This is a genomic window from Pantoea sp. X-Soil-ISGK-355 (assembly GCF_059730805.1).
Genome location: NZ_AP035971.1, coordinates 3,345,458 through 3,372,360, shown reverse-complemented (window position 1 = coordinate 3,372,360; position 26,903 = coordinate 3,345,458). Strand labels below are relative to the sequence as shown.

The 26,903-nt window shown below is 55.5% G+C and carries 28 protein-coding genes; 11 read left to right on the top strand and 17 right to left on the bottom strand.

Annotated elements, in window-relative coordinates:
• Positions 1–167 precede the first annotated feature (167 nt).
• Positions 168–995, top strand: a complete 828-nt coding sequence (locus tag AC6I8J_RS15450) for a siderophore-interacting protein (protein WP_497825649.1) — start codon at positions 168–170, stop codon at positions 993–995.
• 71 nt (positions 996–1,066) lie between these two features.
• Positions 1,067–1,606 carry a PadR family transcriptional regulator gene (locus AC6I8J_RS15445; protein WP_161732675.1) on the top strand — a complete coding sequence of 180 codons (540 nt, stop codon included), beginning with the start codon at positions 1,067–1,069 and terminating at the stop codon, positions 1,604–1,606.
• Here AC6I8J_RS15445 and AC6I8J_RS15440 read toward each other — a convergent pair whose 3' ends face one another.
• The gene (locus AC6I8J_RS15440; RefSeq protein ID WP_161732673.1) at positions 1,607–1,903 is read right to left on the bottom strand and encodes an Rdx family protein; all 297 of its coding nucleotides are present in this window, start codon (positions 1,901–1,903) and stop codon (positions 1,607–1,609) included.
• 495 nt (positions 1,904–2,398) lie between these two features.
• On the opposite strand from AC6I8J_RS15440, the gene AC6I8J_RS15435 reads away from it, so the two are divergent.
• Positions 2,399–2,896 carry a CinA family protein gene (locus AC6I8J_RS15435; RefSeq protein WP_161732671.1) on the top strand — a complete coding sequence of 166 codons (498 nt, stop codon included), beginning with the start codon at positions 2,399–2,401 and terminating at the stop codon, positions 2,894–2,896.
• 30 nt (positions 2,897–2,926) lie between these two features.
• Here AC6I8J_RS15435 and acuI read toward each other — a convergent pair whose 3' ends face one another.
• Positions 2,927–3,910: an acrylyl-CoA reductase (NADPH) gene (acuI, locus tag AC6I8J_RS15430; protein WP_260059252.1), complete on the bottom strand. Its 984-nt coding sequence runs from the start codon at positions 3,908–3,910 to the stop codon at positions 2,927–2,929.
• Between the two features lie 553 nt (positions 3,911–4,463).
• Here acuI and AC6I8J_RS15425 point away from each other — a divergent pair.
• Entirely contained in the window at positions 4,464–6,617 is a 2,154-nt protein-coding gene (locus tag AC6I8J_RS15425) for an ornithine decarboxylase (RefSeq protein WP_161732667.1), read from the top strand.
• A gap of 1,063 nt (positions 6,618–7,680) precedes the next feature.
• Here the strand turns inward: AC6I8J_RS15425 and mltC are convergent.
• From mltC to mutY, 3 genes are read right to left on the bottom strand one after another with little or no spacing between them, the layout of a single operon-like run.
• The gene (gene mltC / locus AC6I8J_RS15420; RefSeq protein WP_161732666.1) at positions 7,681–8,760 is read right to left on the bottom strand and encodes a membrane-bound lytic murein transglycosylase MltC; all 1,080 of its coding nucleotides are present in this window, start codon (positions 8,758–8,760) and stop codon (positions 7,681–7,683) included.
• 54 nt (positions 8,761–8,814) lie between these two features.
• On the bottom strand, positions 8,815–9,087 hold the full coding sequence (locus AC6I8J_RS15415; protein ID WP_003853409.1) for an oxidative damage protection protein: 273 nt from the start codon (positions 9,085–9,087) through the stop codon (positions 8,815–8,817).
• Positions 9,087–10,172, bottom strand: a complete 1,086-nt coding sequence (gene mutY / locus AC6I8J_RS15410; RefSeq protein ID WP_260060056.1) for an A/G-specific adenine glycosylase — start codon at positions 10,170–10,172, stop codon at positions 9,087–9,089. Before mutY ends, AC6I8J_RS15415 begins: the two co-directional genes overlap by 1 nt.
• A gap of 154 nt (positions 10,173–10,326) precedes the next feature.
• Here mutY and trmB point away from each other — a divergent pair, with 154 nt between their 5' ends.
• The 3 genes from trmB (at position 10,327) to AC6I8J_RS15395 (ending at position 12,154) form a co-directional block, all read left to right on the top strand.
• The gene (gene trmB / locus AC6I8J_RS15405) at positions 10,327–11,046 is read left to right on the top strand and encodes a tRNA (guanosine(46)-N7)-methyltransferase TrmB (RefSeq protein ID WP_150014222.1); all 720 of its coding nucleotides are present in this window, start codon (positions 10,327–10,329) and stop codon (positions 11,044–11,046) included.
• Positions 11,046–11,372 carry a YggL family protein gene (locus AC6I8J_RS15400; protein WP_003853403.1) on the top strand — a complete coding sequence of 109 codons (327 nt, stop codon included), beginning with the start codon at positions 11,046–11,048 and terminating at the stop codon, positions 11,370–11,372. Before trmB ends, AC6I8J_RS15400 begins: the two co-directional genes overlap by 1 nt.
• 65 nt (positions 11,373–11,437) lie before the next feature.
• Positions 11,438–12,154, top strand: coding sequence for a YggN family protein (locus AC6I8J_RS15395; RefSeq protein WP_497825541.1), 717 nt, complete (start codon positions 11,438–11,440; stop codon positions 12,152–12,154).
• Between the two features lie 36 nt (positions 12,155–12,190).
• On the opposite strand, the gene hemW is transcribed toward AC6I8J_RS15395, so the two are convergent.
• Genes hemW through AC6I8J_RS15375 form a run of 4 tightly spaced genes read right to left on the bottom strand, consistent with a single transcriptional unit; the run spans position 12,191 to position 15,212 of the window.
• Positions 12,191–13,330: a radical SAM family heme chaperone HemW gene (gene hemW / locus AC6I8J_RS15390; RefSeq protein ID WP_253419998.1), complete on the bottom strand. Its 1,140-nt coding sequence runs from the start codon at positions 13,328–13,330 to the stop codon at positions 12,191–12,193.
• On the bottom strand, positions 13,323–13,916 hold the full coding sequence (locus tag AC6I8J_RS15385) for an XTP/dITP diphosphatase (RefSeq protein ID WP_161732654.1): 594 nt from the start codon (positions 13,914–13,916) through the stop codon (positions 13,323–13,325). The genes hemW and AC6I8J_RS15385 overlap by 8 nt, the downstream gene beginning before the upstream one ends.
• A 21-nt stretch (positions 13,917–13,937) precedes the next feature.
• Positions 13,938–14,492, bottom strand: coding sequence for a YggT family protein (locus tag AC6I8J_RS15380; protein ID WP_150014212.1), 555 nt, complete (start codon positions 14,490–14,492; stop codon positions 13,938–13,940).
• A gap of 12 nt (positions 14,493–14,504) precedes the next feature.
• Positions 14,505–15,212: a YggS family pyridoxal phosphate-dependent enzyme gene (locus tag AC6I8J_RS15375; protein ID WP_161732652.1), complete on the bottom strand. Its 708-nt coding sequence runs from the start codon at positions 15,210–15,212 to the stop codon at positions 14,505–14,507.
• Between the two features lie 14 nt (positions 15,213–15,226).
• On the opposite strand from AC6I8J_RS15375, the gene AC6I8J_RS15370 reads away from it, so the two are divergent.
• Positions 15,227–16,222: a type IV pilus twitching motility protein PilT gene (locus AC6I8J_RS15370; protein WP_253419995.1), complete on the top strand. Its 996-nt coding sequence runs from the start codon at positions 15,227–15,229 to the stop codon at positions 16,220–16,222.
• 5 nt (positions 16,223–16,227) lie between these two features.
• Here AC6I8J_RS15370 and ruvX read toward each other — a convergent pair whose 3' ends face one another.
• From ruvX to AC6I8J_RS15340, 6 genes are all read right to left on the bottom strand, one after another.
• Positions 16,228–16,647, bottom strand: a complete 420-nt coding sequence (gene ruvX / locus AC6I8J_RS15365) for a Holliday junction resolvase RuvX (protein WP_161732648.1) — start codon at positions 16,645–16,647, stop codon at positions 16,228–16,230.
• Positions 16,647–17,210: a YqgE/AlgH family protein gene (locus AC6I8J_RS15360; protein ID WP_161732646.1), complete on the bottom strand. Its 564-nt coding sequence runs from the start codon at positions 17,208–17,210 to the stop codon at positions 16,647–16,649. The genes ruvX and AC6I8J_RS15360 overlap by 1 nt, the downstream gene beginning before the upstream one ends.
• 87 nt (positions 17,211–17,297) lie before the next feature.
• The gene (gshB, locus tag AC6I8J_RS15355; protein ID WP_098052423.1) at positions 17,298–18,242 is read right to left on the bottom strand and encodes a glutathione synthase; all 945 of its coding nucleotides are present in this window, start codon (positions 18,240–18,242) and stop codon (positions 17,298–17,300) included.
• Positions 18,243–18,348: 106 nt separating this feature from the next.
• Positions 18,349–19,080, bottom strand: a complete 732-nt coding sequence (gene rsmE / locus AC6I8J_RS15350) for a 16S rRNA (uracil(1498)-N(3))-methyltransferase (RefSeq protein WP_161732642.1) — start codon at positions 19,078–19,080, stop codon at positions 18,349–18,351.
• Between the two features lie 70 nt (positions 19,081–19,150).
• A complete protein-coding gene (gene endA, locus AC6I8J_RS15345) occupies positions 19,151–19,855 on the bottom strand; it encodes a deoxyribonuclease I (RefSeq protein WP_161732640.1) in 705 nt (234 codons plus the stop codon).
• Positions 19,856–19,931: 76 nt separating this feature from the next.
• Positions 19,932–20,444: a SprT family zinc-dependent metalloprotease gene (locus AC6I8J_RS15340; protein ID WP_161732638.1), complete on the bottom strand. Its 513-nt coding sequence runs from the start codon at positions 20,442–20,444 to the stop codon at positions 19,932–19,934.
• A 210-nt stretch (positions 20,445–20,654) separates the two neighbouring features.
• On the opposite strand from AC6I8J_RS15340, the gene AC6I8J_RS15335 reads away from it, so the two are divergent.
• Both AC6I8J_RS15335 and AC6I8J_RS15330 read left to right on the top strand, forming a co-directional pair.
• On the top strand, positions 20,655–21,800 hold the full coding sequence (locus AC6I8J_RS15335; protein ID WP_222925007.1) for a glycosyltransferase: 1,146 nt from the start codon (positions 20,655–20,657) through the stop codon (positions 21,798–21,800).
• Positions 21,801–21,825: 25 nt separating this feature from the next.
• On the top strand, positions 21,826–23,058 hold the full coding sequence (locus AC6I8J_RS15330) for an O-antigen ligase family protein (protein WP_161732731.1): 1,233 nt from the start codon (positions 21,826–21,828) through the stop codon (positions 23,056–23,058).
• A gap of 79 nt (positions 23,059–23,137) precedes the next feature.
• Here AC6I8J_RS15330 and AC6I8J_RS15325 read toward each other — a convergent pair whose 3' ends face one another.
• Positions 23,138–24,535, bottom strand: a complete 1,398-nt coding sequence (locus AC6I8J_RS15325) for a sugar porter family MFS transporter (protein WP_161732634.1) — start codon at positions 24,533–24,535, stop codon at positions 23,138–23,140.
• Between the two features lie 532 nt (positions 24,536–25,067).
• A complete protein-coding gene (gene metK / locus AC6I8J_RS15320; RefSeq protein WP_010248851.1) occupies positions 25,068–26,219 on the bottom strand; it encodes a methionine adenosyltransferase in 1,152 nt (383 codons plus the stop codon).
• A gap of 339 nt (positions 26,220–26,558) precedes the next feature.
• Between metK and AC6I8J_RS15315 the strand changes: the two genes are divergently transcribed.
• On the top strand, positions 26,559–26,792 hold the full coding sequence (locus AC6I8J_RS15315; protein ID WP_497825540.1) for a hypothetical protein: 234 nt from the start codon (positions 26,559–26,561) through the stop codon (positions 26,790–26,792).
• Positions 26,793–26,903: the final 111 nt, after the last annotated feature.

The window sequence follows — 26,903 nt, the reverse complement described above, 5'->3', positions numbered from 1 at the left end:
ATTCATGCCGCTTCCCGTCCGTATCTCCTCGCTTACGACACTGCTTAAAATATATCTTAAGTTGCAGAATCGCATTTTTCGTTCTTGTGCCGAAGATATATCATAGCTAATCTTGTCGCTTAAGATGAGAATGATTGTTATTCCATTGTTGTTTAATCATGGCGGGTATGCCCCTGACTATCGGGCATAGACCCTGTTTCAGGAGAGAGATTTTGACTACAACAGCCGATAAGCGCACGCCGCAGCGCGTCCGCAATGAACTGCGTTTTCGCCATATCCAGGTCGAAAGTAAAACGCATATTGCCGGGAAATTCTGGCGCATCCGGTTCAGCGGCAGCGATCTGGCAGGCTTTACGTCGCCAGGCTTTGATGACCACATCAAGGTGTTTTTCCCTTCTGCTAAAAGTGAAACTCTGGCTCTGCCACAGATTACCGACGCAGGCATTGTCTGGCCTGAAGGTTTACGTCCGCAGGCGCGTGATTACACGCCGCTGGAATTCGATGGTGAGTCTTCACTGACCCTCGACTTCTATATTCATCAGCAGGGCGTAGCCAGTGACTGGGCCGCGCAGGCGCAGGTAGGCGATCAACTGATTGTTGGTGGACCACGCGGCTCGCTGGTAGTGCCGACCGACTACGCATTCCAGCTTTACGTCTGCGACGAAACCGGGCTGCCCGCTTTTGCCCGCCGTCAGCGTGACGCCCGCGCCCAGTCGCTGCATCTCTATGCCTTTACCGATGAGGCGACCGGTCGCGACTATTTATCGGATATGGCAGGCGTAACGGCAAACTGGCTTAGCAGCGGTCAGATGCAGAAAGCGCAGCTCAGCCAGCTGATTACCCGGCTTGATCAAATCGCTATTCCGACGGAGGATTACTTTATCTGGCTGACCGGCGAGGGGGAGTTTGTTAAAGCGCTGTCTGACTACTTTACATCGCAGCGTGGTCTCGACAGCGACTTCGTGCGGGCGGTGGCCTACTGGCATCAGAAGTAAGCCGCGCTGGCAATTGAGTTTTGCCAGATGGCGGACTACCATCACTCTCCTTTTTTTCAGCAGGGCAGGTCATGAAACAGCATCCGACTTCTACTTCATCTGACGAACAGACTTCGCGCGCAGGCGGCTGCAGCGGACGACGTAAACGACGTGAAAAGATGCTGGAAGCGGGTGAGATACGCCTGCTGATGCTCCATTTCCTGGCGCAGAATGCGGCGCACGGCTATGAGCTGATCAAGTCCGTTGAGGAGCTGTCAAAGGGAGAGTATTCGCCCAGTCCGGGGATCATCTATCCCAACCTGACGCTGCTGGAAGAGATGGAGGCGATTCAGGTGGTGGATGCGCAGGCAGCGCGTAAAGCCTACCGACTGACGGCGGCTGGTGAGGCGCAGCTGGCGGATAATCGCGAAACGGTAGCCAGCCTGATAACGCGTCTCTCTACGCTGGCAATCGTGGTCAATAACCGCAGCATTCCTGCTGTGGAGCAGGCAATTCACGGGCTGAAGGTGGCTCTGAATCAACGACTGGCGCAGGAAGATATTTCAGAAGCCGCGCTGCAGACGCTGATTAAGGCGCTGCACGACGCGGCTGATAAAATCACCCACAGTTAATCAGCTGATTTCACCTTTATTCTTATCGATGTGACCCAGGGTACGATCCGGGAAACAGATGTCGCGCACGCGCTGTTTCAGGGTAGTCGCATCCGGGAAACCACCGTCCCGCTTACGTTCCCACAGCAGATGACCATCCAGCGTAATCTCAAAAATACCGCCGGTGCCGGGTTTCAGCGTGACCTCTGCCAAATCCTCAGCGAAGGTATGCAACAGTTCCTGTGCCATCCACGCTGACCGCATCAGCCAGTTGCATTGCATACAGTAGTGAATAACAACCACAGGTTTTTGCGCCATAACTCTCTTCCTTTACGTATTGATAAATGCAGATGCATTCGGGTTAACAATTTGAGCGCTGTGGTTATTGATGAATTCATAAAGCTGTTGAATCCCATTCTTAAGTGCAATAGATGGGATAAGAGCCTCGCTTGATCAGCCTGCTGTTTTGTTTTTTTACGGCTTTTATGCAGAGCTGTTTTTGTGATGCCAGCGAGCAAGCGAGTGAATACTAACAACTAATCAGGTGATTCGCTCCTGTGTCACTACGTTTTAGGAGATTGACTAAACGGCATCAGCTTCAACAGACGTTACCCGGCACACTCACAGATTCGTAAAATGCTGACTTACCGCTCTCAGTCTCTGTTGCTGAGGGGGAAACAGGCTACGTGTAAACCGCCCGATATTGTGCTGTGTATTCTGGCCGTTTCGCTTTAAAAACATTGCCTTGCGTGCTTTCAATCACTGATTTTGCGCTATACCTGGTGTTCAGGACAGAAGATTCAGGAGACCATAATGGCAAAATCATTAGATCAAACCGCTGAGCAACTGGGTAACATTTTACTCTCCTCCGGACTTCATCTGACGACCGCCGAATCCTGTACCGCCGGGCTGATCAGCATGACGCTGGCCGCGGTGGAAAGCAGCGGCGACTTCTATACCAGCGGCTTCGTCACCTACAGCGAAAATGCCAAAATCCGTTTGCTGGGCGTGCATCCTGATACGCTGAAACAGCACACGGCGGTGAGCGAGCAGACGGCACGTGAAATGGTACAGGGCGCCTGCGCCCGCTCTGGTGAACCGGTGGGGTTATCGATTACCGGCTATGCCGGACCCGATGGTGGCGAAGATGGCACGCCAGCAGGCACTATCTGGTTTGGCTGGGTATTGCCCGACGGCAGGGACGATGCGGAGTGCCATCAGTTCAGCGGCGATCCGAAGTCCGTGATGGAGCAGGGCACGCAGTTCGCGCTGGAAGGGTTGATCAAACGACTGCAGCGAACCAGTCGATAAAGGCGCGCGATACGCGCCTTTAAACGCGGGTTAGCGACAGTCGACAATCAGACGACCCTGTACGCTGCCATCCAGCAATGCCTGCGCACCTTCTCTGGCTTCACTCAGCGGGATCACCCGGCTCAGTTTGCGGAGCCGATCGCTATCCAGCAGCTCACCGAGCCGCTGCCATGCCTGCTGACGAAGCGGCTTCGGACACATCACGCTGTCGACACCCGCCAGCGTGATGCCACGCAAAATAAAAGGTGCGACGCTGGCGGGCAGGTCGAGTCCCTGCGCCATACCGCAGGCAGCCACCACGCCGTCACGCTGAATGCCGGCCAGCACGTTTGCCAGAGTGTGACTGCCGACGCTGTCTATCGCGGCGGCCCAGCGCTCTTTTGCCAGCGGCTTGCCGGGATGAGAAAGCTCTTCGCGGTTAATCACCGATGCCGCGCCCAGTGTATCGATAAGATACGCATGGTCGCTGGCGCGCCCGCTGGAGGCGATCACCTGATAACCCAGACGCGCCAGCAGGCTGACGCTGTAGCTGCCGACGCCGCCACTGGCACCGGTCACCAGCACGGGTCCGTGTCCGGGCGTGATGCCCTGTTTTTCCAGCGCCATGACGCAGAGCATAGCGGTCAGCCCTGCTGTGCCGATGGCCATGGTCTGCAGCGGGCTAAGAGAGGCGGGCACGCGCACCAGCCAGTCGCCGCTGACGCTGGCTTTCTGCGCCAGGCCGCCCCACTGTTTTTCGCCTGCGCCCCAGCCCGTCAGCAGCGCCACATCATCCTCTTTCCAGTCGGGATGACGGCTGGCCGTCACGCGGCCGACAAAATCGATACCTGGCACCATCGGAAACTGGCGCACAATCGGGCCTTTGTTGCAGATAGCCAGGGCATCTTTATAGTTCAGGGATGAGTAGCTGACGTCGAGCGTGACATCGTGGTCTGGCAGTTGGGATTCGGTGAGATCTTTCAGCAGAGAACGGTAACCTTGTTCGTCATTTTCAATGACCAGTGCCTTGAACATGCAGCCTCCGGCAGAGTGGGAATGAGAGGATCAGTTTACGCCTGGCTGCGGTAATGCGGTAGGGCAATGGCCGAGTCTGCGGATGAAGGCCACTGCAGGAGCGCAAAATTGCGCAGCATGACGTTTGCATAAATCTGCATATAATTCATATAATTAGTCGTATTATGAATTTTTTATAATAAATAGACTATAAAAATCATGTTGTTATCTTTTTATTACATGACTGAATAATTCCCTGGGTCGGGTTGTTCGTGCATAAAAAAGATGACATTATGACCGCCACTTTTTGGCCCTGCTTGTTCACCACAGAGGACGTCGCCATGTCCGGTTCACCGCGCACTTGCCCGGATTACCGTTCGCTTTTTCCGGCGCTCACCGGGTTTTCCTCTTTCCCAAACTCTCCATTATTCACCATGCGGTGAGGCCAGCCAGGCAGCGGCTGTGGATCTGCTCGCCACACTGCAATATGCCTTCTGACGATCAATTATTCGCCGGGGCGCTGTCCCCATAATTGTGCTTCTGGCACGCCCTCCCTGACGTTAGGGATCCTGTTATGACTCCACTGAAAATTGCTGCCAGCGCTGCTGTCGCACCCAGCCTGACCCTGAACACCGCGCGTGACGTAGTGACGCTGGATAATACCGACTTTACGGATGTGGCGGCGGTCGTCGTCTCGCTGGCGGATACCCGCAGCGGTGTGCTGGCGCTGCTGCGTCACACCGGTTTTAATCTGCCGGTGTTTGTCGCGAATGCGTTTGAAGAAGAGGTGATGCACCTGCCTGGCGTTAGCGGTGAGCTGAATGGCGAGCCGCAGGAGTGGCTTGCGCTGGAAGCCGCTGCGCAGGCGTATGAAGCGGCGCTGCTGCCACCCTTTTTCGAGACGCTGACCCGCTATGTCGATATGCAGAACAGCACCTTTGCCTGCCCCGGACATCAGGGTGGGGCATTCTTTAAAAAGCATCCGGCGGGCAAACAGTTTTATGACTTCTATGGCGAGAATGTTTTCCGCTCTGACATGTGCAACGCCGACGTCAAACTGGGCGACCTGCTGATCCACGAAGGTTCGGCTAAAGATGCACAGAAGTATGCGGCAAAGGTGTTTAACGCCGATAAAACCTACTTTGTGCTCAACGGCACCTCAAGCGCTAATAAAGTAGTGACCAATGCGCTGCTGACCCGCGGTGATCTGGTGCTGTTTGACCGTAACAATCACAAGTCGAACCATCATGGCGCGCTGATTCAGGCGGGCGCGACCCCGGTCTATCTTGAAGCAGCACGTAACCCTTTCGGCTTTATTGGCGGCATTGACGCGCACTGCTTTGATGAGGCTTATCTGCGCGAGCAGATCGCGGTCGTCGCCCCCCAGCGTGCAGAAGAGGCGCGGCCTTTCCGTCTGGCGATTATCCAGCTCGGCACCTACGATGGCACGGTTTACAACGCCCGCCAGGTGGTGGATCGCATCGGTCATCTGTGTGATTACATCCTGTTTGATTCCGCGTGGCTCGGCTATGAGCAGTTCATTCCGCTGATGGAAGGCTGTTCGCCGCTGACCCTGGAGCTGAATGAAAACGATCCTGGCATCTTTGTCACGCAGTCCGTACATAAGCAGCTGGCCGGTTTTTCGCAGACCTCGCAGATTCATAAAAAAGATAACCACATTCGCGGACAGCGGCGCTTCTGCCCGCATAAGCGACTGAATAACGCCTTTATGCTGCATGCTTCAACCAGTCCGTTTTATCCGCTGTTTGCCGCGCTGGATATCAACGCCAGAATGCATCAGGGCGAAGCGGGACGTCGCATGTGGGATGAGTGCGTCACGCTGGGTATTGAGGCGCGTAAAGCGATCCTGGAACGCTGCGAAATGATCCTGCCGTTTGTGCCGGAGATCGTTGATGGACAGCGCTGGCAGGATGCGCCCACGCAAACGATCGCCCGCGATCTGCGCTACTTCAGCTTTGAACCGCAGGCGAAGTGGCACGGTTTTGCGGGTTACGCGCGCGATCAGTATCGGGTCGATCCCTGCAAGCTGCTGCTGACCACGGCAGGGATCGATGCGGCCAGCGGGGAATACAGTGATTTTGGGATCCCGGCAACCATTCTGGCCAACTACCTGCGTGAAAACGGCATCGTGCCGGAGAAATGCGATCTCAACTCGATCCTGTTCCTGCTGACCCCGGCTGAGAGCCCGGAGAAGATGACGAATCTGGTGGCGATGCTGGCGCAGTTTGAGCAGCACGTTAAAGAGGATGCGCCGCTGGCCGAAGTGCTGCCGACGATTTACCGCAAAAACGCGCAACGTTATGCCGGCTATACCCTGCGTCGCCTCTGTCAGGAGATGCACGACCTTTACGTCAGTCATAACGTGAAGGATCTACAGCGCCTGATGTTCCGCGCCGCGGAGTTCCCGCCGGTCAGCGTGAATCCGCAGGATGCACATCAGGCTTATATTCGCGGCGAAGTGGAGCTGGTGCCTATCGCCGAGGCCGCAGGCCGGGTCGCTGCGGAAGGCGCGCTGCCTTATCCACCGGGCGTGCTGTGCGTCGTGCCGGGCGAAGTCTGGGGCGGCGCAGTGCAGCGTTACTTCCTGGCGCTAGAGGAGGGGCTGAATCTGCTGCCCGGCTTCTCCCCGGAGCTGCAGGGTGTTTACACCGAAGAGGATGAGCATGGACGTAAGTATCTGGTGGCCAATATGATGGTGGGGCGCTGATCTGAGGGCGTTTTCGCCTGGCGGCGGGGCACGCTTTGCAGCGGGCTGGCTATGAGTAGGTTACGCTTTGCAGCGGGCTGGCTATGAGAAGGTTTCGCCCGCAGCGGGCTGGCACTGACAAGGTTTCGCTCGCAGCGGGCTAACACTGAGAAGGTTTCGCCCGCCAGGCGATGGGCAGTTTCAGGTTGTCCGTGCAGGCGGACGTGTCAAGGGGCGGACGCCCGCCCCTTAACAATCCCGGCGGATAGCGGCCCGCCAGGCCTTTAGTTCGCTGCGCGAAAGGGCGCTGAGAGAGTTTCGTTCGTCTGGCGAGGTGGGCATGCTTTGCAGCGGGCTGGCTCTGAGAAGGTTACGCCCGCCAGGCGGTCGGGAGTTTCAGGTTGTCCGTGCAGGCGGACGCGTCAAGGGGCGGACGCCCGCCCCTTGACAATCCCGGCGTCCGGCTGCCTGCGCGCCCCGCTTTGCGGGGTGCCTTCGTCACGCCCTGCGGCCGACGGACCGTCCGGACGCGCCATCCCTGGCGCGAACCGTCCTTTCGCCGACGTCCTGTCGGCTCATCCTCGCCTCCGGTTGTTCCTCAGCGCTTCGGATGCCTCTCACCAACCCCCGCCTGTGATTTCTTTGTGTTAACTGTGGTGCTGTGTTGTCTGCTGGACTTAAAGCCACAGTCAAAGTCAAAGCCAGTCCCAAAAAACCCTCAGTGATAAAGTACCCAACACAAAAAGAAGAGATAACAGCGGAGGGTTGGGGAGGCCGTCAGAACCGCTGAGCGGATGAGGGATTTCAGGGCGAGCGACAGGGATGTCGCGAAGAGGCGGTCCGTGAGAAATCCGGAAGAAGCGAAGGGACCGCGAAGCGGCGGTGAAGCAGGCCGGAGCCGGGGGTCAAGGGGCGCGGCGACTGGCGCCCCTTGTCGGTCGCCTGCAGAGGCGTGTCTGAAACTGCCCAACTAATCAGGCGAACGAAACCCCGCTCATAGCCCGTTCGCGCAGCGAACAAACCCCGGCTTCAGCGCCGCAAGCCCGTTCGCGCAGCGAACAACCCCCCGCTTCAGCGGCTTCGATCAGAATCCCCGATAACTCTTCTGAGCAGTGCTCACCTTATACAGATAACGACGCGACTCCGCCGACGGATGCTGGTTCGCCAGGGTCGAATAGACCTTGCCCGGTGACATGCCGTTAATCATCGAGAACGCGCGATCTTTATCGCTGGAGAAGACGCGCAGCACGCTGCCTGCACCACCGTTATAGGCGGTGATTACTGCATAGCGGCGTGATACCGGATCCTGAATGCCGCCCAGATAGCTGCGTTGCAACAGTGACAGATAAGCCGTACCGGCATCGATATTGTTCTCCGGATCCAGCAGATAGCTGCGGCTCGGCTTGCCCCATTTACCCTTCATGCGGAATACGTCAACACCGGCGGTATGCTGCACCACCTGCATCAGACCCAGCGCATCAGAATGGCTCACGGCGTAGGGGTTAAAGCTCGACTCCGTCTGCATAATCGCCAGGATCAACGAAGCGTCGACACCATACTGCTCGGCGGCTTTACGCACCATCGGCAGGTATTTGTGCGCTCGCTTGTCCAGGTGGTTCGGCACCATCGGAATCGAAATGCTGTAAATCACATGCAGACCCGAGGTGCGGCGCATCAATTTATTCTGAATCAGATAGTCAGCAAAGGCTTCCGCGCGGCCCTGCCAGCGAATCGGCTGACCGGTGTTATCCAGCACCTGACCATAGAGCAGCGGCTCTTTACTGATCTCGATGTCGTTGGCGTCAGAGTAGAGATCGACATTGCCCGGATCTTCGCCAATCAACAGCGTGGTCACGATCGCCTGACGCAGACTGGCCATCGGATCGGTACCAGAAATCGTCTCGATGGTCAGCTTACCGCTTTCAAAGTTGATGTGGCTGCGGGTGTAATAGTTGTCGCTATATTTGACGTAATCTTTAGGTCCGGCGATCAGGACCTCATTGATACCCCAGATATTCTCAATATTGTGAGCAAACTGGCCCATCAGAATATCAAAGCCGTTGGTGTCTTTAACCCACTCCTCGTGGGATTGCTGATTCTTTGACCCGGAACAGGAAACCAAAAGTGGGGCTATCACCAGCAGGGCGATTAATTTTTTATTCATTGGGAATGCAAGCCTGACCTGGATAACCGGCCTCAGCGATGAGGCCCGGAATGTTTACGCTTCTGGCGGTGTATAGCCTTCGATATGAACGTCTTTGCCTTCGAACAGGAAATTGATCATCTCCTTCTCCAGCACTTTACGATCTTCGGGATTCATCATGTTGAGCTTCTTCTCATTGATCAACATGGTCTGTTTCGCCATCCACTTCTGCCAGGCTTCTTTGGAGATGTCGTTGTAAATGCGTTTACCCAGGTCGCCCGGATAGAGCTGAAAATCCTGACCTTCCGCGTCGCGCTGTAAAAAAGTACAAAAAATGGTGCGGCTCATTACTCTTCCTCATTAATCTCACAACTGTCCAAAGCCAGTTGTCGGGGATGGCGCAGCTCGTGTAACAGGCGCTCAACGGGTGCAGCTAATCCCACAGATGGTGGCAGCGCTAAGTTATACCAGAGACCGCCTGCTTCATCCATCGCCGCCCCGGCAGAAGGCCACGACAGCCACATCGGCACGATATCGAGATGGAAATGGCTGAAGGTGTGACGAAACGCAGTAAGCTGCTGTGGTTTTGCATGGATGCCACGCGCTGCCAGCCAGTCATTCAGCGCCGCTTCGGTGGTGAACTGCGGAAAGCAGAACAGACCGCCCCACAGACCCACAGGCGGGCGCTGCTCCAGCCAGACATCATCGCCATCCTGCATCATCAGGAACCAGCCGCTGCGCTCTGGCAGCACCTGCTTAGGCTTCTTGCCGGGATAGCTCGCCCAGCTGTTGCTGGCGTACGCCTCACACCCGCTGTTCAGCGGGCAGATTTCACACTTCGGCTTAGAGCGGGTGCAGACAATCGCACCCAGATCCATCATCGCCTGATTAAACTGGCTGACGCCCTCGGCGGGTGTGACCTCTTCGCTGATCTGCCAGAGCCGTTTCTCGACCTCTTTTTTACCCGGCCAGCCGCTGACGGCATAGCAGCGGGCCAGCACGCGCTTGACGTTGCCATCCAGAATCGGGAAATGCTGACCCAGCGACAGCGACAGGATCGCGCCCGCCGTAGAGCGGCCAACGCCGGGCAGGGCTGAGACATCATCGAAATTACGTGGGAATTCGCCCCGATGAACCTCAACAATCTGCTTTGCGGCTTTATGGAGATTACGCGCCCGGGCGTAGTAGCCGAGGCCGGTCCAGAGATGCAGTACCTCATCCAGCGGCGCCGCAGCGAGATCGGTGACCGTAGGGAAGCGCGCCATAAAGCGTTCAAAATAGGGAATAACCGTGGCAACCTGGGTTTGCTGTAGCATCACTTCGGAGAGCCACACCTTATAAGGTGTTTTCTCCAGCTGCCACGGCAGGGTTTTGCGACCAAAGCGCTGATACCAGTCCAGCACCTGTTGCGCGAACTGCGGCGCTTGCATCATAAGAAGGAAATTTTCCGTGTTTACTCTACACTCAGGCAGGAATTCCAGCACATGCGCACCTGGGTGTAAACCGGAAGATTGCAAAGGCTTGCTTCTGCTTATGAACTTTGCATAATGCCCGTTTCCCGGAACAGGCTAACCAGCAGGCTTTTACATGATTAATGACGTCATCACCCCAGAATTTGATGAGAACGGGCGGCCATTGCGCCGGATCCGCAGCTTTGTGCGCCGCCAGGGTCGCTTAACGAAAGGCCAGCAGCAGGCGCTGGACACCCTGTGGCCGGTCATGGGGGTGGAATATCAGCCGGAGCCTGTCGATCTGCCCGCACTGTTTGGCCGCGAAGCTCCGGTCACGCTGGAGATTGGCTTTGGTATGGGCGCGTCCCTGGTGACCATGGCGCAGAACACACCGCATCAGAACTTCCTGGGTATTGAAGTGCACGCGCCGGGCGTGGGTGCCTGTCTCGCCGCCGCCAAAGAAGCCGATGTACAGAACCTGCGGGTGATGTGTCACGATGCGGTAGAAGTGCTGGAGAAGATGATTCCGGATAACTCACTGCGCATGGTTCAGCTTTTCTTCCCCGATCCGTGGCATAAAGCGCGTCACAATAAACGCCGTATCGTTCAGGTACCTTTCGCCGAGCTGGTGATGCGTAAACTGAAGCCGGGCGGCGTTTTCCATATGGCGACCGACTGGGAAGCCTACGCGGAGCATATGCTTGAAGTGATGAACAGCATCGATGGCTACCGCAACCAGTCAGAGCAACAGAATTACGTGCCGCGTCCTGAGACGCGTCCACTGACCAAGTTTGAGCAGCGCGGACAGCGTTTAGGCCACGGCGTATGGGATTTAATGTTTGAGAGGGTGAAATAATGGCCACACAACGCAGCCGCCGTTTACGTAAAAAACTGCACATCGACGAGTTTCAGGAACTGGGCTTCTCCGTTGCCTGGCGCTTTCCGGAAGGCACCAGCGAAAGCGAAATCGATGAGACGCTGAACCAGTTCATCAATGAAGCGATCGATCCTAACGGCCTGGCCTTTGATGGCAGCGGCTACCTGGTGTGGGAAGGTCTGGTTTGCCTGCAGAAAACCGGCAAATGCACCGATGAGCATCGTGCGCTGGTCCGCAAATGGCTGGAAGACCGCAAGCTGCAGGATGTGCAGATGACGGAACTCTTTGACGTCTGGTGGGACTAAGTCGTCACACAGTGTCGGGCTGCGGCCCGATCGGAGGGTTTCAGACCCGATCTTAGGGAGTAGATATGATGCGTAAAGCGCTTCTTGCTGTGCTGCTGGTGGCAGCAACTCAGGCTCAGGCAGCCTACGAATGCAGCGTTAAGCCACAGGACGATGTGGTGATTAAACCGCAGAGCGTGCAGGTGGTCGGTGCCAGTGGCAATATGGAAATCTCGCCGCAGGGCGACGTGCAGTTCAACGGCCAGAAAGTTTCGCTGGATATCACTGAACGTCAGAAAGCGATCGACTATCAGAACGCGCTGCGTCGCGATCTGCCGTGGATCGATAGCGGAGCGACATCCCGTCTGGAAAAAGGACGTGCGGCACTGGATCGGGTCATCGTTGAAAAACTGGGCACCGACAGCAACGTGCGTAATCGCCTGACCAAGCTGAATGGTCAGCTGAAACAGCAGATGAACCGCATCATTGAACATCGGGAAGACGGTCTGACGTTCCACCATCAGGCGATTGATCAGGTGCGCGCCGAAGGCGAACGGCTGGTGCAGTCAACGCTGGGCGGCGTGATGCAGGATAGTCTGAATGAGATGGGCAGTAAGCAGGGCAGCGGCGGCAGTAATCCGCTGCAGGCAATTATGGGCAATCTGGGCGGTCTGCAACAGTCGATTCAGGCTGAGTGGAGCAAGCAGGAGCAGGATTTCCAGAACTTCGGACACGAAGTATGTAATCGCGTTATTTCGCTGGAAGATCAGCGTAAACAGCTTACCCGCGCACTGAAAAAATAAGTTAACGCCTCAGCCTGCCGGGCTGAGGCACTTTTGCTACTCTTCCGCTAAAAACAGCTCCAGCAGCGAATTCAGGAACAGCTTCCCTTTCTCCGTAATCTGCCACTGATCAGCGGTTTCCGTCACATAACCGGTGGCAATCGCGGCATCCATCTGCGGACGGATCACCTGCTCTGACAAACCGGTGTAGCGGCTGAACTCGTCGCGCGGCGCGGCCTCCAGCAGGCGAAAGCGGTTCATGAAATATTCAAACGGCTTGTCGCTATCGGCAACCTCATACTGCTTTTCGCGGTAGTTACCCTGCATGAAGCCACGCGGATGACGGGTTTTCACCGTGCGGACAATGCGGCCATCCGGCTGCGTCAGCTTGCCGTGTGCGCCACAGCCAATCCCCAGATAGTCGCCAAAGCGCCAGTAGTTGAGGTTGTGTTCACAGCGATAACCCGGCTTCGCGTAGGCGGAGGTTTCATACTGCTGATAACCCGCCGCCTGAAGTAGCCGATCACCCTGTTCGAAAATATCCCAAAGTGCATCATCATCTGGCAGCACCGGCGGGCGTGAGCCAAACAGCGTGTTGGGTTCGATGGTGAGCTGGTACCAGGAGAGATGCGGGGGGTTAAGCGCAATCGCCTGACGTAAATCGTCGAGCGCTTCCTCCAGAGACTGATCGGGCAGGCCATGCATCAGGTCGAGGTTAAAGCTGCGCAGCGACAGCGACTCTGCCAGTTCGGCGGCGCGTACGGCCTCTTCCGGGCCGTGAATACGGCCCAGACGCTGCAGCTTTTGCGGACTGAAACTCTGTACACCAATCGAAATACGGTTGATACCGGCGCGCTGATAGGCGCTGAACCGGTCCGCTTCCACGGTACCAGGATTTGCTTCCATGGTCACTTCCGCATCAGGGGAGAGCGTCAGACGCTCCCGCACGCCATCCATCAGCATCTGCATCGCGCTGCTGCTCAGCAGGCTGGGCGTGCCGCCACCAATGAAAATCGTGCGCACTTCCCGGTCGCCGATCAGCGGCAGGTCGATCTCCAGATCGCGCAGCAGGTGCTGCACATATTCAACGTGCGGCACCTCATCTTTCAGCGCGTGGGAGTTAAAATCACAGTAGGGGCACTTCTGTACGCACCACGGAATGTGGATGTAGAGACTTAACGGCGGCAGATTAGGCATTACGCATCGCTTCCAGCAACAGCGTCAATGCTTTACCCCGGTGAGAAACCGCACCTTTTTCCGCTTTGCTCAGCTCGGCCGCAGTTTTACCCAGCGCCGGGACAAAGAAAATCGGGTCGTAACCGAAGCCACCGGAACCCGCAGCGGAACGCGTAATTTCCCCCTGCCAGCTGCCGTGAAACACCAGCGGGGTCGGGTCTTCCGCATGACGCAGATAGACCAGTACGCAGTGGAACTGCGCCTGGCGCTGACCGTCAGGGACGTTTTCCAGCGCCTGTAATAGCTTCTCCAGGTTCTGCTGATCGCTGGCCTCTTCACCGGCGTAACGCGCCGAGTAGATGCCAGGCGCGCCGCCCAGCGCATCCACGGCCAGGCCGGAGTCATCGGCGATGGCCGGTAATCCGGTGATCTGTGCCGCGTGACGCGCTTTGAGAATCGCGTTCTCAATAAAGGTCAGGCCGGTCTCTTCTGCCGATTCAACCCCAAGGTCCGTCTGCGCGACGATATCCAGACCAAAGGCGGAGAGTAACTCCGCCAGTTCACGCACTTTGCCGGGATTGCCGGTTGCGAGCACAACTTTTTGCATAACAGTTCCAGTTTGATTCATTTACAGCAGATACCAGAGACCCGGAAACAGGTCCATGCCGAGAAAGTTCAGGGCATACAGCACCAGGATGACGATCATCGCAGAGAAATCGATGCCGCCCATCGCAGGCAGAATACGGCGAACAGGGGCCATCATCGGCTCGGTTAACTGCACCAGCAGATAATCGACCGGGCCACGTCCCTGGCTGATCCAGCTCATCAGAGAGCGTACGATAATGACCCAGAAGACCAGATAGCCGGCGGATTTCACCAGCGACAGCAGGCCGACCAGCAGGTTAGTCGGATCGACCGAGAACACGCCCACCTGAATCAGCAGCAGAATCGGGTATTTCAGCGTGGTCAGCACAAAGGCCAGCAGCAGCGAGGCGGTATCAATCGGCCCCAGCGCCGGCAGTATGCGGCGCAGTGGCTTAACAATTGGCTGTGTCACTTTTACGACAAACTGCGCCACTGGATTGTAAAAATCGCAGCGGGACCACTGCATCCAGATGCGTAACAGCAGCACCATGACGTAGAGATCGATCAGCGTTTTTACTAAAAACGTCAGTGTTAACATGAAGTTCCTCTGTTATTGTTGTGAGTTGTGCGCATAATCTCGTGCGCCAAAAATGGCGGTGCCGATACGCACCATCGTACTACCTGCGGCGATTGCCGCCTCCATGTCATCGCTCATTCCCAGCGAAAGCGTATCTATACCAGAATAGTGCTGTTGCAGCTGCCGGAAGGCTTCCGCCATCTGCTGACACACCGCCAGCTGCCGCTGGTAATCACTCTCCGCTGCCGGAATCGCCATCAATCCCCGCAGCCGCAGTTGCGGCAGGGCAGCGATCTGCTCCGCCAGCCCGGAAACGGCCTCCAGCATGATGCCAGATTTGCTGTTCTCGTCACTGATATTTACCTGAATTAACACATTCAGCGGTGGCAGCGAGGCGGGCCGCTGATCGTTGAGCCGCTGCGCAATGCGCTGGCGGTCAATGGTGTGACACCAGGCGAAATTTTCCGCCACCAGACGGCTTTTGTTGGACTGCAACGGGCCGATGAAGTGCCACGCCAGCTCAGGATGTGCGGCCAGTGCCTGAACTTTTTCAACCCCTTCCTGAACGTAATTTTCACCGAAGGCAATCTGGCCAGCGGCAAAGGCTTCTTCGACCGCGCTCGCAGGTTTGGTTTTACTGACTGCAAGCAGGGTAATTTCTTCTGGTGCGCGGCCGCAACGCGCGGCAGCGGCGGCGATTCGCTGCCGCACTTGCTGTAAGTTCTGCTGGATTGAAGTCATAGTCAGGAGAAATTATGAATCTGGATGAAATGGTGGGGCTTAGTGTAAAGCATAATGCCGCCGATCTGCACCTTTGCTGCGGACATTTGCCCTACTGGCGGCGGCAGGGAAAGCTGGAGGTCATTTCGCAGCAGGGCCCGCTTTCTGCCGCCTGGATGGCAGAGTTTATGACCCGCTGGCTCAGTGACCCGCAGCGGCAGGCGCTGGAACGCGCAGGGCAGCTCGACTTCGCTCTGAGCCTGGCTGGCGGTCAGCGTCTGCGTGCCAATCTGTTTATGCAGCGTAACGGCCTGTCACTGGCGCTGCGCATCATCGCCACGACGAGCCCGACGCTGGAGAGCCTGCAGCTGCCCGCCATTGTGCCGACGCTGCTGGAGCAGCAGGATGGCCTGATTCTGGTGACCGGTGCGACCGGAAGTGGTAAATCGACCACGCTGGCGGCGCTGGTCGATGCGCTGAACCGCCAGCAGGCGCGCCATATCATTACGCTGGAAGATCCGATTGAATTTATCCATCACAGCCAGCAGTCGCTGATTCAGCAGCGCGAAATCGGCCTGCACTGCGATTCGTTCTCGCTGGGGATAAAGGCGGCGCTGCGTGAAGATCCCGACGTCATCCTGCTGGGTGAGCTGCGCGACAGCGACACCATCCGTCAGGCGCTGACGGCGGCGGAGACTGGCCATCTGGTACTGGCGACGCTGCATACTCGTGGCGCGGCGCAGGCGGTGGATCGGCTGGTGGATGTCTTCCCGGCGGAGGAGAAGCAGCTGGTGCGTACGCAACTCGCGGGCAGCCTGAAAGCAGTGATTGCACAGCGGCTGGTAACCTCAGTGGCTGGATCGCGGATTGGACTGTTTGAGGTACTGATCGCCACTCCGGGTATCACGAATCTGATCCGGGAAGGCAAGATGCATCAGATCCCCGCGCTGCTGCAGACCGGCGCACAGGCCGGTATGCAGACGTTTGAGCAGAGCCGGCTGGCGCGTCAGGCAGCCGGTCTGATTGAGTAAGCCGATCAGTAATGGTTTTCGAACCAGTCCTGCAAAATGATGGCAGCAGACTGTGAATCGACCGAGCCTTTGTTGAGGGCGCGATAACCGCCGCGCTCAAACAGGCCAGCACGCGCCTCTACCGTGCTGAGCCGTTCATCCTGCAGCTCTACCCGGATGCCAAAGCGACCGTGCAGGCGGTTGGCAAATTTACGCGCGCGGTCAGTCAGCGGCTGCTCGGTGCCATCCATATTCAGCGGCAGGCCGACGACGACAAAATCGGGCTGCCACTCTTTCAGTAGCTTTTCGACCACCAGCCAGTCCGGGATGCCATCCTGCGCTTTAATTGCGGTCAGCGGACGGGCACTGCCCGTGAGTTCCTGACCTACAGCGACACCAATACTTTTGGTGCCGAAGTCGAAACCTAACAGAGTCTGAGTTGACATCAGGCGTGTCCCGCGTCGCTGGCCATGTTGTGAATATCGACGCCAATACTGCGCGCCGCTTCGCGCCAGCGCTCTGAAATCGGCGTCTGGAACAGGATATTGCTGTTAGCGGGCGTGGTCAGCCAGGCATTTTCCATCAGCTCATTTTCCAGCTGATCTTTTTCCCAGGCGCAGTAACCCAGCGCGACCAGCACATTGGTGGGCTGAGACGCGGTGCCAATCGACTCCAGCACGTCACGGGAGGTAGTGATAATCGTGTTATCTGAGACGCGAATGCTGGAGGTAAACGTGCGTTGTGCTGAGTGCAGAATAAAGCCACGATCTTCCGCCAGCGGACCGCCGGTAAACACCGGTTTATCCAGCCTGATGGCCGGGTCGCGATCGTCAGCAGGGATTTTCAGCTTCTTCAGAATGCCTTCAACCGTCAGGTTTTCCATGGGTTTATTGATGATCAGTCCCATTGCACCCTCTTCGTTATGTTCGCAGAGATAGACCACGGAACGTTTGAAGAAAGGATCCTGCAATGAAGGCATGGCAATCAAAAAGTGATGTTGTAAATTCATTCTCACACGATGTACCAAAAAAATAACCGGCACGCGACGGCCGCACCGGTATTGGGTTGATCACGGAGCCACGCCCCGGCTTCTTGCTCAGCCCAGGCGCTTCTCAATGGCATCCATCAACATGCCGGTGATGGAGATCGGGAACGCAGCCTCAATTTCACGAATGCAGGTTGGGCTGGTCACGTTAACTTCAGTCAGTTTATCACCGATGATGTCGAGACCGACAAAAATCAGTCCTTTTGCTTTCAGCGTTGGGCCTACACGGCGCGCAATTTCCCAGTCGCTTTCGCTCAGCGGACGCGCTTCACCGCGACCACCGGCGGCGAGATTACCACGCGTTTCACCACCCTGCGGGATACGCGCCAGGCAGTAAGGGACCGGTTCGCCATCTACAACCAGCACGCGTTTGTCGCCTTCTTTAATCGCCGCAATGTAGTTCTGTGCCATGCAGAAACGGCTCTCATGCTCGGTCAGGGTTTCGGTAATCACACCAAAGTTAGGATCGTCTTTCTTCACGCGGAAGATAGAGGCGCCACCCATGCCATCCAGCGGCTTCATGATGATGTCGCCATGCTCCTGCCAGAAGTCACGCAGCTGCGCTTTGCTGCGGGTCACCAGGGTGTCAGGCGTAAACTCGGCAAACCAGGCGGTGTAGAGCTTTTCGTTACAGTCACGCAGGCTCTGCGGTTTGTTCACGATCAGTGTACCCAGCTCTTCTGCGCGCTCCAGAATGTAGGTTGCATAGATGAACTCGGTATCGAATGGCGGATCTTTACGCATCAGCACCACGTTCAGGTCAGCCAGCGGGATCACCTGCTCGCTGCCGAATTGATACCAGTTGTCAGGATTCTGCTCGACGGTCAGCAGACGGGTGCGGGCAGAGGCCACGCCACCGCGCATGGAGAGATCGTGCATCTCCATGTAGTGAATTTCGTAACCGCGGCGCTGTGCTTCCAGCAGCATAGCGAAGCTGGAGTCTTTTTTAATATTGATGGACGAAATAGGGTCCATCACGATGCCAAGTTTAATCATTATTATCTCCTCGGTGAGGCGGTATTTACCGCCTCGTCTGGTTCGGTCTGCAGTGGGCCGATCGGTCAGGACATCATGCCTGCGCTCTTTCCGCTGAAAGTATCGCTTAACCCAGGTCGCCAAACCTCACCTGAAGTGCCGTAATGGCCGTCAGCGCGGTGGTTTCGGTGCGTAATACCCGTGGGCCAAGCAGAATGTCAGTAAAGTCGTGCTGGGCCGTCATCGCAATTTCGTCCGCAGACAAACCGCCTTCAGGGCCAATCAGCAGCCGTACCCGCTCAACAGGCTGTGGCAGCGTATTGATGCTGTGACTGGCGCGCGGATGCAGGTTGAGCTTCAGACCGCTGTCAGCCTCTGCACACCAGGCTTCCAGCGTCATCGCTTCACGAATCTCCGGCACGCGATTACGGCCACACTGTTCGCAGGCGGCAATAGCAATTTTCTGCCACTGCTGGATCTTCTTCGCCAGACGTTCAGCATCAAGCTTTACGCCACAGCGCTCGGAAAACAAGGGTGTAATGACATTCACGCCCAGCTCGATCGATTTCTGGATAGTGAATTCCATTTTTTCACCGCGCGACATCACCTGACCTAAATGCAGATGCAAAGGTGACTCGCGATCGTCCGGCTGGCTCTCTGTGAGCGATACTTTTACACGCTTTTTATCAACATGCGTGATCTCTGCTGCAAAAGTCAGATTAGTGCCATCAAAGAGTTCCAGACGCTGGCCTGCCGTCATCCGGAGTACCCGGCCCACATGATTGGATGCATCTTCATCCAGGGTAATTTCACTGCCGATCTCTAATGGCCCGGCGTGATAGATGCGAGGTATGCGCATAAGGTTCCTGAAACCGGACGCCGCACTGCAGCGGCGTCATGGGAAAAAAAGCTAGTGTAGGGCAGGGATTTTAGCGCTGGCAAGCCTGCTGCACATAAGGATTGTGATTGCCCTGAACCTTTGCAATGCGCTGATCGCGTTCACACTCCCACTTTGTGACGGGATAGAGCTTGTCCCAGGCGGTAAACAGCTGCGTCTGCTGGCGCGAAATGCGCAGATGGTACTGATCGCGCATGTAGAAATAGGTTCGGGCAATAGCTCCGCGCGCCCGCGCGGGTGGCTCCGCCTGTTTGAGTTTGAAGTCGATCTTCATCTCACACTGGCCGTACTGCTTCTCGCTGCCGTTCCATTGACTATAGGCGAAGTTACCACGGTCACCATTCACTTCACCCACTGCAGGCTGAAGGTTATGCAAATCTGTTTCGATGCGGCGATAGTCGGGGTCCTTGCTGCAGTTTTTGCGGCCTCCGTCCTGCCAGCACTGACGCTGATGACCAAACTCCCAGGCCGGCATCACATGTTCCCACTCAATGCGCCCGGCGCGATTGGCGTTCCTGCGCACCTGATAACCACAGCTGTTGAGATCGGGAATGCCCTTTTTGCCCTGCCACTGAATCTTACAGCCACAGTAGAATGAACCCGGCGCATCGGCGTTAATCGCCGCCGCAAAGGTTTTAGCCTGCTGGAAGTTATTTTGATGATAGTTATTCAGATTAAGGGCGTCAGCGGCAGGTGCAAATAGCAGCGCAACCGCCAGACTTAGTATGCGAGACATATTCCGGATTTCTTCCTGGTACGAAAAAGGGCGGCAGGTTAACAGAATGTGGAATAGGGCGGAATGGGGATTGTTCTCAGGAAGCGACAAACTCGCCTGCGACCAGCAGGCTGCCACAGTGCACGCAGCGATATTCACTTTCTTTACGCAGAACACGATTGTGGCGGCGAACCGTCAGCTGATGCTGCTGGCACTGGCAGCGGTAAGCAAAGGTGTTACTGCGTACGGAGGCGATCTCAAACTGATGGGTGCGCCGTGCCGGAACGCCCAGAACCTGCTCCATCATCCACTTCCACTCTTTGCCGTGTGGTGCGACGCGGCCAAACTGTTTCCACACCAGCAGGTGCGCCAGCTCATGCGGCACCACTTCATCGATAAATGTCTGCTGATTTTCCAGCAGCAGCACCGGATTGATGCGGATCTCCCAGGACGCCAGCCAGGCGGTGCCCGCCGCCGTACCGCGCTGCTGGTAAAGCAGCTTCGGTTCCGGATAATGGGTTTTCAGTGCCAGATTTGCACGCTCAAGCGACTGGCGCAATGAGCGCATTACGGCCTGCTGCAGGGCAATGGGGAGACGAGGTGTTTTCATGGCGCTCAGAATAATCGCCGTCGTCCAGGAACTCAACGTTACCCGTGAAAACGACAGCGCAGCGACTATACTCTTTCGCCAGTTTCGATCCATACGATCCACCGCGGGAGAGTGGCCAGGAGTGTCCCTGCTATTGGCTGAAATTTCTGGATTAAATATGGTTACGGCCTTTTTTAGAATATCCTGTTGCTAATGTTCACAGCAGAGTGAATGGATCAGAAGCGGAAAGCACAGTGTACGGACAACGCAATGAAAAATAATAACATCAGGAAACAGCGCATTGTGCTGGTTACCGATCTCATGGCTGGCCGCGGCGGTATGGAGAATGTGACCTGCCAGCTGATTACCGCCCTCAATAAGGAATCCGGAACGGAAGCGGGGCTGTTTATTATCAACAGCGGAGAGGAGAGCCTCTCTCGCGCCTGGACTGCCAACGCCGTTTTATCAGAGAGCGTCTGCACGCTGCGGAATAAGAAAATAAAAAATCTTATTCACACGCTGAGAATGGCCGCCTTCTTTCGTCGTTATCAGCCTGATCATGTTCTGACCCTCAACACCATTCCCTGTCTGATGACGCGCCGGGCCATTACGCTCTCAGGACGTAAAATCATGTTGTCGAGCTGGATGCACCTGCCACCGCGTGAACGCTATCGCCCACATTATCTGCTGCGGGCCGATCACCATTTTGCCATCAGTAAGCAGATTAAAGAGCAGTTGGTGGAGTTAGGTGCACGCGCCACTGACGTGGACGTTATCTACAACCCGATCAGGCGTAATGACGTGGTTATCGGCAGGCCGCAGGGGCTGAAGTTTCTCTATATCGGCCGCGTCCATTTTCAGCGGCAGAAACAGCTTAAAGATCTGTTTGATGCGTTAAAGCATCTGGATGCGCCGTGGACGCTGGAAATTGTCGGGGATGGGGAAGATCTGACGCAATGTCAGCATTACGTGTCGGAACTCGGCATTCAGGATCGTATCACCTGGCATGGCTGGCAGGAGAACGCCTGGGAGTATGTCATCCGCCATATCAGACAGGTCACCTGTCTGCTCATGACCTCGAACTTTGAAGGCTTCCCGCTGATCCTGCTGGAGGCGATGTCACGGGGCGTCTACTGCGTCTCATCCGACTGCATCAGTGGCCCGTCAGAAATTATTCAGAACGGTCTCAATGGTCAGCTCTACCCCACCAATGACAGCATGGCGCTTGCCGCTATTCTCAACGCCATGAGCCGGGATTACCCCTTTCCCGATCATCAGGTTATTAAAGCGAGCATCACCGGTTTTTATGAGGAAAATTATATGAAGCACCTGATGAGTGCATTTAACCGTCTGACTGAGGTTAAGCATGACAAATAAAAGCAGCCGTAATGGATTAACGTTAATGGTTAATGCCTCAGTTGTTGCGCTCTGTCTGGCGCTGTCACTGAATATGTTTGTTTCCGGCCTGCCGCAAAAAATATTTTATCTGGTCTCTTATCTCTCCGTCGCGTCTGTGTTGTATGGCGTAGTGCGCAAGCGAGTAGCGTTTAAAGAGAACGGTTTTTATGTCGTCCTGTTTGCTGTGCTGATTATCTTTGCTCTGATCCGTCTGTTCTGGGCAATACACACAAAGGGGATTGAGACCGCGCCCTCAAACGATGCCATGACCAATATCAGCAACTATCTGCTGGGGGCGAAGCGGCTGTTGCTGGGCGCCTTTGTGCTGCTTAGTCTGGCGATTTATGGCAATCGGGTCTCTGCAACCACGCTGCGTATTGGAAAGGTGTTAATTCTGGTCGGTCTGCTGATTACGCTGGGCTTTGGTATTCATGAGCATCTCTATACCGAGAATATCCGCATTAAGCTCACCACCGAAGCGGCCTCCATGTCCTCCTACATGATTCTGTTTATCTACTGCGCCTGGCTGTGGCTGAGCCGTTACGAGACGCACAGATACTGGAAGATTGCCGACATCGCCGTACTGGCGGTGACCTTTGCCTTGCTCTACCTGTGCGGCACCCGCGTAACGCTGATTGCGCTGATTGCCGTGGGGCTGCTGTTCCTGTTGCAGACCTGGCGGCTGTCGCTGCTGACCAACTGGCGGATTAGCGCACTGTTAGTAGGCGTACTGGCGGTGCTGATCCTGATGACCAGTAACCGTTGGGTGGAAGGCGTGCAGGACATTGAGAACTACGGATCAAACAGCTCGACCTCTCTGGGCGCACGTGTCGCGATCTGGGGCGGGGCGGTCAACTTTATTGAGCATCATGGCAGTTTTGCGACGCCGGATGCGCGCACTACCGAGGCGCGTCAGTTCATCATGGCGCACTATCCACTGAATGTTGAAGGCTACACCAACGTTAAATACAACATGCACAATGAGTTTCTGGAAGTAACCACGCTACAGGGCTGGCTGGGTACGCTGTCGCTGGTGCTTCTCTATCTGACTGTGGCTGGCGGCATGCTGAAGAAGTGCGATCTGCGCGGCGTGGCGCTGCCAATGCTGGCACTGTTTATCTGCGGATTAACCGATTCGGTACTGCCGTATAATCAGACCGTCACCATTTTCATTATGGCGCTGGCGCTCTGCTGCATACGTCAGCCATTGCCGGCAGGGCGAGTTAACACGCTGTAATCCTGTATTGAACAAATAAAAACGGCGGGGTTTCCAGAGAAACCCCGCCGTTTTTTTTACCGCGTTTTATCCGGTAATGTTAATCGCGTGAACCGATGTCACGCAGTTTTTTACCTGCCATCAGGTTACGTTCGATGTGCTCCAGCGAGACGTTTTTGGTCTCCGGGATCAGCATCAGCGTCAGCAGAATAAAGAACAGGTTAAGCAGTGCGTAGACCCAGAAGGTGTTCGCGTTGCCCAGCGTATTCAGCATCGTAAGGAAGGTCGCACCCACGATCATGTTTGCGATCCAGTTGGTGGTTGTGGAAACCGTGATACCGAAGTCGCGGCCTTTCAGCGGCTGAATTTCGGAACAGAGTACCCAAATCAACGGACCGGCTGACATCGCAAAACCAACGATGAACATCAGCAGCATACCTACTGCGAAGTACTGCGCGCCCGCAGAGTGGATACCGAAATGCAGCATCGTACCCAGCACGCCCATACCGGCTGCCATCACCATAAAGCCCAGAATCAGCGTAGGTTTACGGCCCCAGCGATCCACCAGACCAATAGCGATGAAGGTGGCCAGTACGTTGACCAGACCCACAATCACCGTGCCCCACATCTGCTGGGTGGTGTTGGTAAAGCCCGCGATTTCGAAGATTTTTGGCGCGTAATACATGATAACGTTCATACCGGTAAACTGCTGCATAACCTGCAACAGGATGCCGAGATAGACCGCACGACGGAAGTGGCTGCTGCTGGTGAACAGACCCCAGCCAGACTGCTTGACCTTCAGACTTTCACGAATCTCTTCCAGCTCACGTTTTGCCTGCTCACTGGTATCACGCAGACGATCCAGTACACGTTGCGCATCGCGGAAGTTGCCTCGCGCCGCCAGCCAGCGTGGGCTGTTTGGCAGGAAGAAAACACCAACCAGCAGCAGCAGTGCCGGAATGGTGATAATGCCCAGCATCCAGCGCCAGTTGCCGGTAAAGCTGAAGGCGGTATCAGTAAGGTAAGCACCCAGAATACCGATGGTGATCATCAGCTGGTAAAGCGAAATCATACTGCCGCGAATTTTTTCCGGAGCGATCTCAGAAAGATAAAGCGGGGCAGTATAAGAGGCGATACCCACTGCCAGGCCCAGCAGAACGCGGGCGCTGATCAGCATTTCCGGGTTCGGCGACATTGCCGACCAGAGTGAACCGATAACGAACAGAATCGCACCGGCCATCAGGCTTTTTTTACGCCCCAGGCGGGAAGACATCCAGCCGCTGCCGATAGCACCGACCGCCGCACCAAACATCATGGAACTGACGATCCACTCCTGCTGATGAGGAGTAACGTTAAAGTCCTTTGCGATAAACGGCAGGGCACCGGCGATAACGCCGATATCCAGGCCGAACAGCAGTCCCGCAAGGGCCGCCAGAAAGCAGACAAATAAGGTCATCGCCTTATTTGAAGTTCTGCTTTTGTGTGTATTGCCAGGCATGGGAGCCTCCAGGTTTATCCATCATTGTTTTTATCAATGTTAAAAAACCTTTTGCGGGAAAAAAGTGAGTCTGATCACATCAGTGTAATCGCTTACACACGCTGAAACCCTGAAATTCAGCATATTTTTCCCGGAAAGATTAATTAACCAGTGAGGTATAGCACTCATTAAGTTTCTGACAATGCTCTATTTAGTGGCTATCAGACGACGCTGAAAATAACGCATTTTCAGCATAATAACTACGTGCGTTAATTCCTAAATATCAGAAAAACAAAGCATTTCAATTTGTAATCGTTAACATTTTGTCGTCAGAAAAAGCGAAAGGAAGTGTAGCTGAGAATGGAAAATTTGCTTCAGAGTGAAGGAGATGCCGGGCAGATTTATTTTTATAACGTCTGAAGGTCGCCAGGAACTGCGCGAATATGGCGTTCAGTCTGCGTGCGTGAGAAAAAATTCTCTGGTCAGCAGTGGGGCTGAAAAGGCGATAAAAAACCCCGCCGCAGGGGCAGGGTTTTATTAGCAGTCGCTGATCTTACAGGCCAGCTGCTTCACGCAGCAGGGCTGCTTTGTCGGTTTTTTCCCACGGGAAATGTTCGCGACCAAAGTGACCGTAAGCGGCGGTCTCTTTATAGATTGGGTGCAGCAGATCCAGCATCTGAATCAGACCATATGGACGCAGGTCGAAGAACTCACGTACCAGCAGCGTCAGCTGTTCGGTAGAGATTTTCTCAGTGCCGAAAGTTTCCACCATGATGGAGGTCGGTTCAGCCACGCCGATAGCGTAGGAGACCTGGATTTCACAACGGTCAGCCAGACCGGCAGCCACGATGTTTTTCGCCACGTAACGCGCTGCATAGGCTGCAGAGCGGTCAACTTTTGACGGATCTTTACCCGAGAACGCACCGCCACCGTGACGCGCCATGCCGCCGTAGGTGTCCACAATGATTTTACGACCGGTCAGACCGCAATCGCCCATCGGGCCGCCGATCACAAAGCGACCGGTTGGGTTGATGTGATATTTGGTTGAGGCGCTCAGCCATTCTGCTGGCAGAACCGGCTTGATGATCTCTTCCATCACCGCTTCCTGCAGATCTTTCTGGCTGATGGATTCTGCGTGCTGGGTAGAGAGCACGACGGCATCGATGCCGACGATTTTGCCATCGTCATACTGGAAAGTGACCTGGCTCTTGGCATCCGGACGCAGCCACGGCAATGTGCCGTTTTTACGCACTTCAGCCTGACGCTGCACCAGACGGTGCGCATAGGTCACCGGCGCAGGCATCAGCACATCTGTTTCGTTGGTGGCATAGCCGAACATCAGGCCCTGGTCGCCCGCGCCCTGTTCCAGTGGATCGGTACGGTCAACGCCCTGATTGATATCCTGAGACTGTTTACCAATCGCGCTTAATACCGCACAGGAGTTGGCATCAAAGCCCATATCGGAATGAACATAGCCGATTTCACGTACGGTTTTACGGGTGATCTCTTCGATATCGACCCAGGCGCTGGTGGTGATTTCACCGCCAACCAGCACCATACCGGTTTTAACGTAAGTTTCGCAGGCCACGCGCGCTTTCGGATCCTGTTCAAGGATTGCATCCAGCACAGCATCGGAGATCTGGTCGGCGATTTTATCGGGATGTCCTTCTGATACGGACTCGGACGTAAAAAGGTGTTTAGCCATTCTGTTCTTTACCTTAAATATGGTTTGAGTACGACTGCATAGCGCCAGTGAGGTTGTCTGACCTGACGCCCCTTCAGGCAAAGCCGCGAGCAGTGAGGTTGTGTCAGCACAGCGGGCCAACACCGCCTGGATAGTAACCTGTTTAGATGGAAAACCATCTGGATGGCTATTTTAGGATAGAGGGGAAACCAATTACCAGCCCTTTTTCTGTTTCAGCATTTAACCTGTTAGCGTTATCGACATAATTTGCTGACACTTCACGCAATTCCCGGATAATCTTTTTGCATTTTAGAGCCGTAAACGGTATAAAACGCCGCTGCTTCGAGAGCAGCAGCAAGAATGACGCTACTCTTTGCGTCGCGCCTGTCGGACTCTGATCTGGCTTTCACCCAGGTTGTTTTCCATGTGCCCCTGGCATATGCGGAGGTGATACAAGTAATGAACCACGCTTTTTCTCTTTCCGGTTCTCTGCGCTGCGGCGTGGCGCTGGCTCTCTCCCGCTTCCCATCTGTTTCTCTTTTCTGCCGACACAACGTCCGATGCGGTAATTTTACCGACACAGGCGCCGGCTAATCTTTATCTCTGCTCAAGCGATTTTGTCTCTTCTCTGCGCCCGCGCAGCGGAACGACACAGATTATCCATGGTCAATAGTGATCGGTTAAATGTTCTCTGTTTCAACGGAG

Bases quoted from the DNA above. Each gene is read 5' to 3' on its own strand.
- AC6I8J_RS15375 (WP_161732652.1), bottom strand. From the start codon at position 15,212: ATGACTTCAATCCAGCAGAACTTACAGCAAGTGCGGCAGCGAATCGCC.
- ruvX (WP_161732648.1), bottom strand. From the start codon at position 16,647: ATGTCAACTCAGACTCTGTTAGGTTTCGACTTCGGCACCAAAAGTATT.
- mltC (WP_161732666.1), bottom strand. From the start codon at position 8,760: ATGAATAAAAAATTAATCGCCCTGCTGGTGATAGCCCCACTTTTGGTT.
- rsmE (WP_161732642.1), bottom strand. From the start codon at position 19,080: ATGCGCATACCTCGCATCTATCACGCCGGGCCATTAGAGATCGGCAGT.
- mutY (WP_260060056.1), bottom strand. From the start codon at position 10,172: ATGATGCAAGCGCCGCAGTTCGCGCAACAGGTGCTGGACTGGTATCAG.
- trmB (WP_150014222.1), top strand. From the start codon at position 10,327: ATGATTAATGACGTCATCACCCCAGAATTTGATGAGAACGGGCGGCCA.
- AC6I8J_RS15330 (WP_161732731.1), top strand. From the start codon at position 21,826: ATGGTTAATGCCTCAGTTGTTGCGCTCTGTCTGGCGCTGTCACTGAAT.
- AC6I8J_RS15385 (WP_161732654.1), bottom strand. From the start codon at position 13,916: ATGCAAAAAGTTGTGCTCGCAACCGGCAATCCCGGCAAAGTGCGTGAA.
- AC6I8J_RS15425 (WP_161732667.1), top strand. From the start codon at position 4,464: ATGACTCCACTGAAAATTGCTGCCAGCGCTGCTGTCGCACCCAGCCTG.
- metK (WP_010248851.1), bottom strand. From the start codon at position 26,219: ATGGCTAAACACCTTTTTACGTCCGAGTCCGTATCAGAAGGACATCCC.
- AC6I8J_RS15445 (WP_161732675.1), top strand. From the start codon at position 1,067: ATGAAACAGCATCCGACTTCTACTTCATCTGACGAACAGACTTCGCGC.
- AC6I8J_RS15415 (WP_003853409.1), bottom strand. From the start codon at position 9,087: ATGAGCCGCACCATTTTTTGTACTTTTTTACAGCGCGACGCGGAAGGT.
- AC6I8J_RS15400 (WP_003853403.1), top strand. From the start codon at position 11,046: ATGGCCACACAACGCAGCCGCCGTTTACGTAAAAAACTGCACATCGAC.
- acuI (WP_260059252.1), bottom strand. From the start codon at position 3,910: ATGTTCAAGGCACTGGTCATTGAAAATGACGAACAAGGTTACCGTTCT.
- AC6I8J_RS15395 (WP_497825541.1), top strand. From the start codon at position 11,438: ATGATGCGTAAAGCGCTTCTTGCTGTGCTGCTGGTGGCAGCAACTCAG.
- AC6I8J_RS15335 (WP_222925007.1), top strand. From the start codon at position 20,655: ATGGATCAGAAGCGGAAAGCACAGTGTACGGACAACGCAATGAAAAAT.
- AC6I8J_RS15325 (WP_161732634.1), bottom strand. From the start codon at position 24,535: ATGCCTGGCAATACACACAAAAGCAGAACTTCAAATAAGGCGATGACC.
- hemW (WP_253419998.1), bottom strand. From the start codon at position 13,330: ATGCCTAATCTGCCGCCGTTAAGTCTCTACATCCACATTCCGTGGTGC.
- AC6I8J_RS15435 (WP_161732671.1), top strand. From the start codon at position 2,399: ATGGCAAAATCATTAGATCAAACCGCTGAGCAACTGGGTAACATTTTA.
- AC6I8J_RS15380 (WP_150014212.1), bottom strand. From the start codon at position 14,492: ATGTTAACACTGACGTTTTTAGTAAAAACGCTGATCGATCTCTACGTC.
- AC6I8J_RS15440 (WP_161732673.1), bottom strand. From the start codon at position 1,903: ATGGCGCAAAAACCTGTGGTTGTTATTCACTACTGTATGCAATGCAAC.
- endA (WP_161732640.1), bottom strand. From the start codon at position 19,855: ATGTCTCGCATACTAAGTCTGGCGGTTGCGCTGCTATTTGCACCTGCC.
- AC6I8J_RS15315 (WP_497825540.1), top strand. From the start codon at position 26,559: ATGACGCTACTCTTTGCGTCGCGCCTGTCGGACTCTGATCTGGCTTTC.
- AC6I8J_RS15340 (WP_161732638.1), bottom strand. From the start codon at position 20,444: ATGAAAACACCTCGTCTCCCCATTGCCCTGCAGCAGGCCGTAATGCGC.
- AC6I8J_RS15360 (WP_161732646.1), bottom strand. From the start codon at position 17,210: ATGAATTTACAACATCACTTTTTGATTGCCATGCCTTCATTGCAGGAT.
- AC6I8J_RS15370 (WP_253419995.1), top strand. From the start codon at position 15,227: ATGAATCTGGATGAAATGGTGGGGCTTAGTGTAAAGCATAATGCCGCC.
- AC6I8J_RS15450 (WP_497825649.1), top strand. From the start codon at position 168: ATGCCCCTGACTATCGGGCATAGACCCTGTTTCAGGAGAGAGATTTTG.
- gshB (WP_098052423.1), bottom strand. From the start codon at position 18,242: ATGATTAAACTTGGCATCGTGATGGACCCTATTTCGTCCATCAATATT.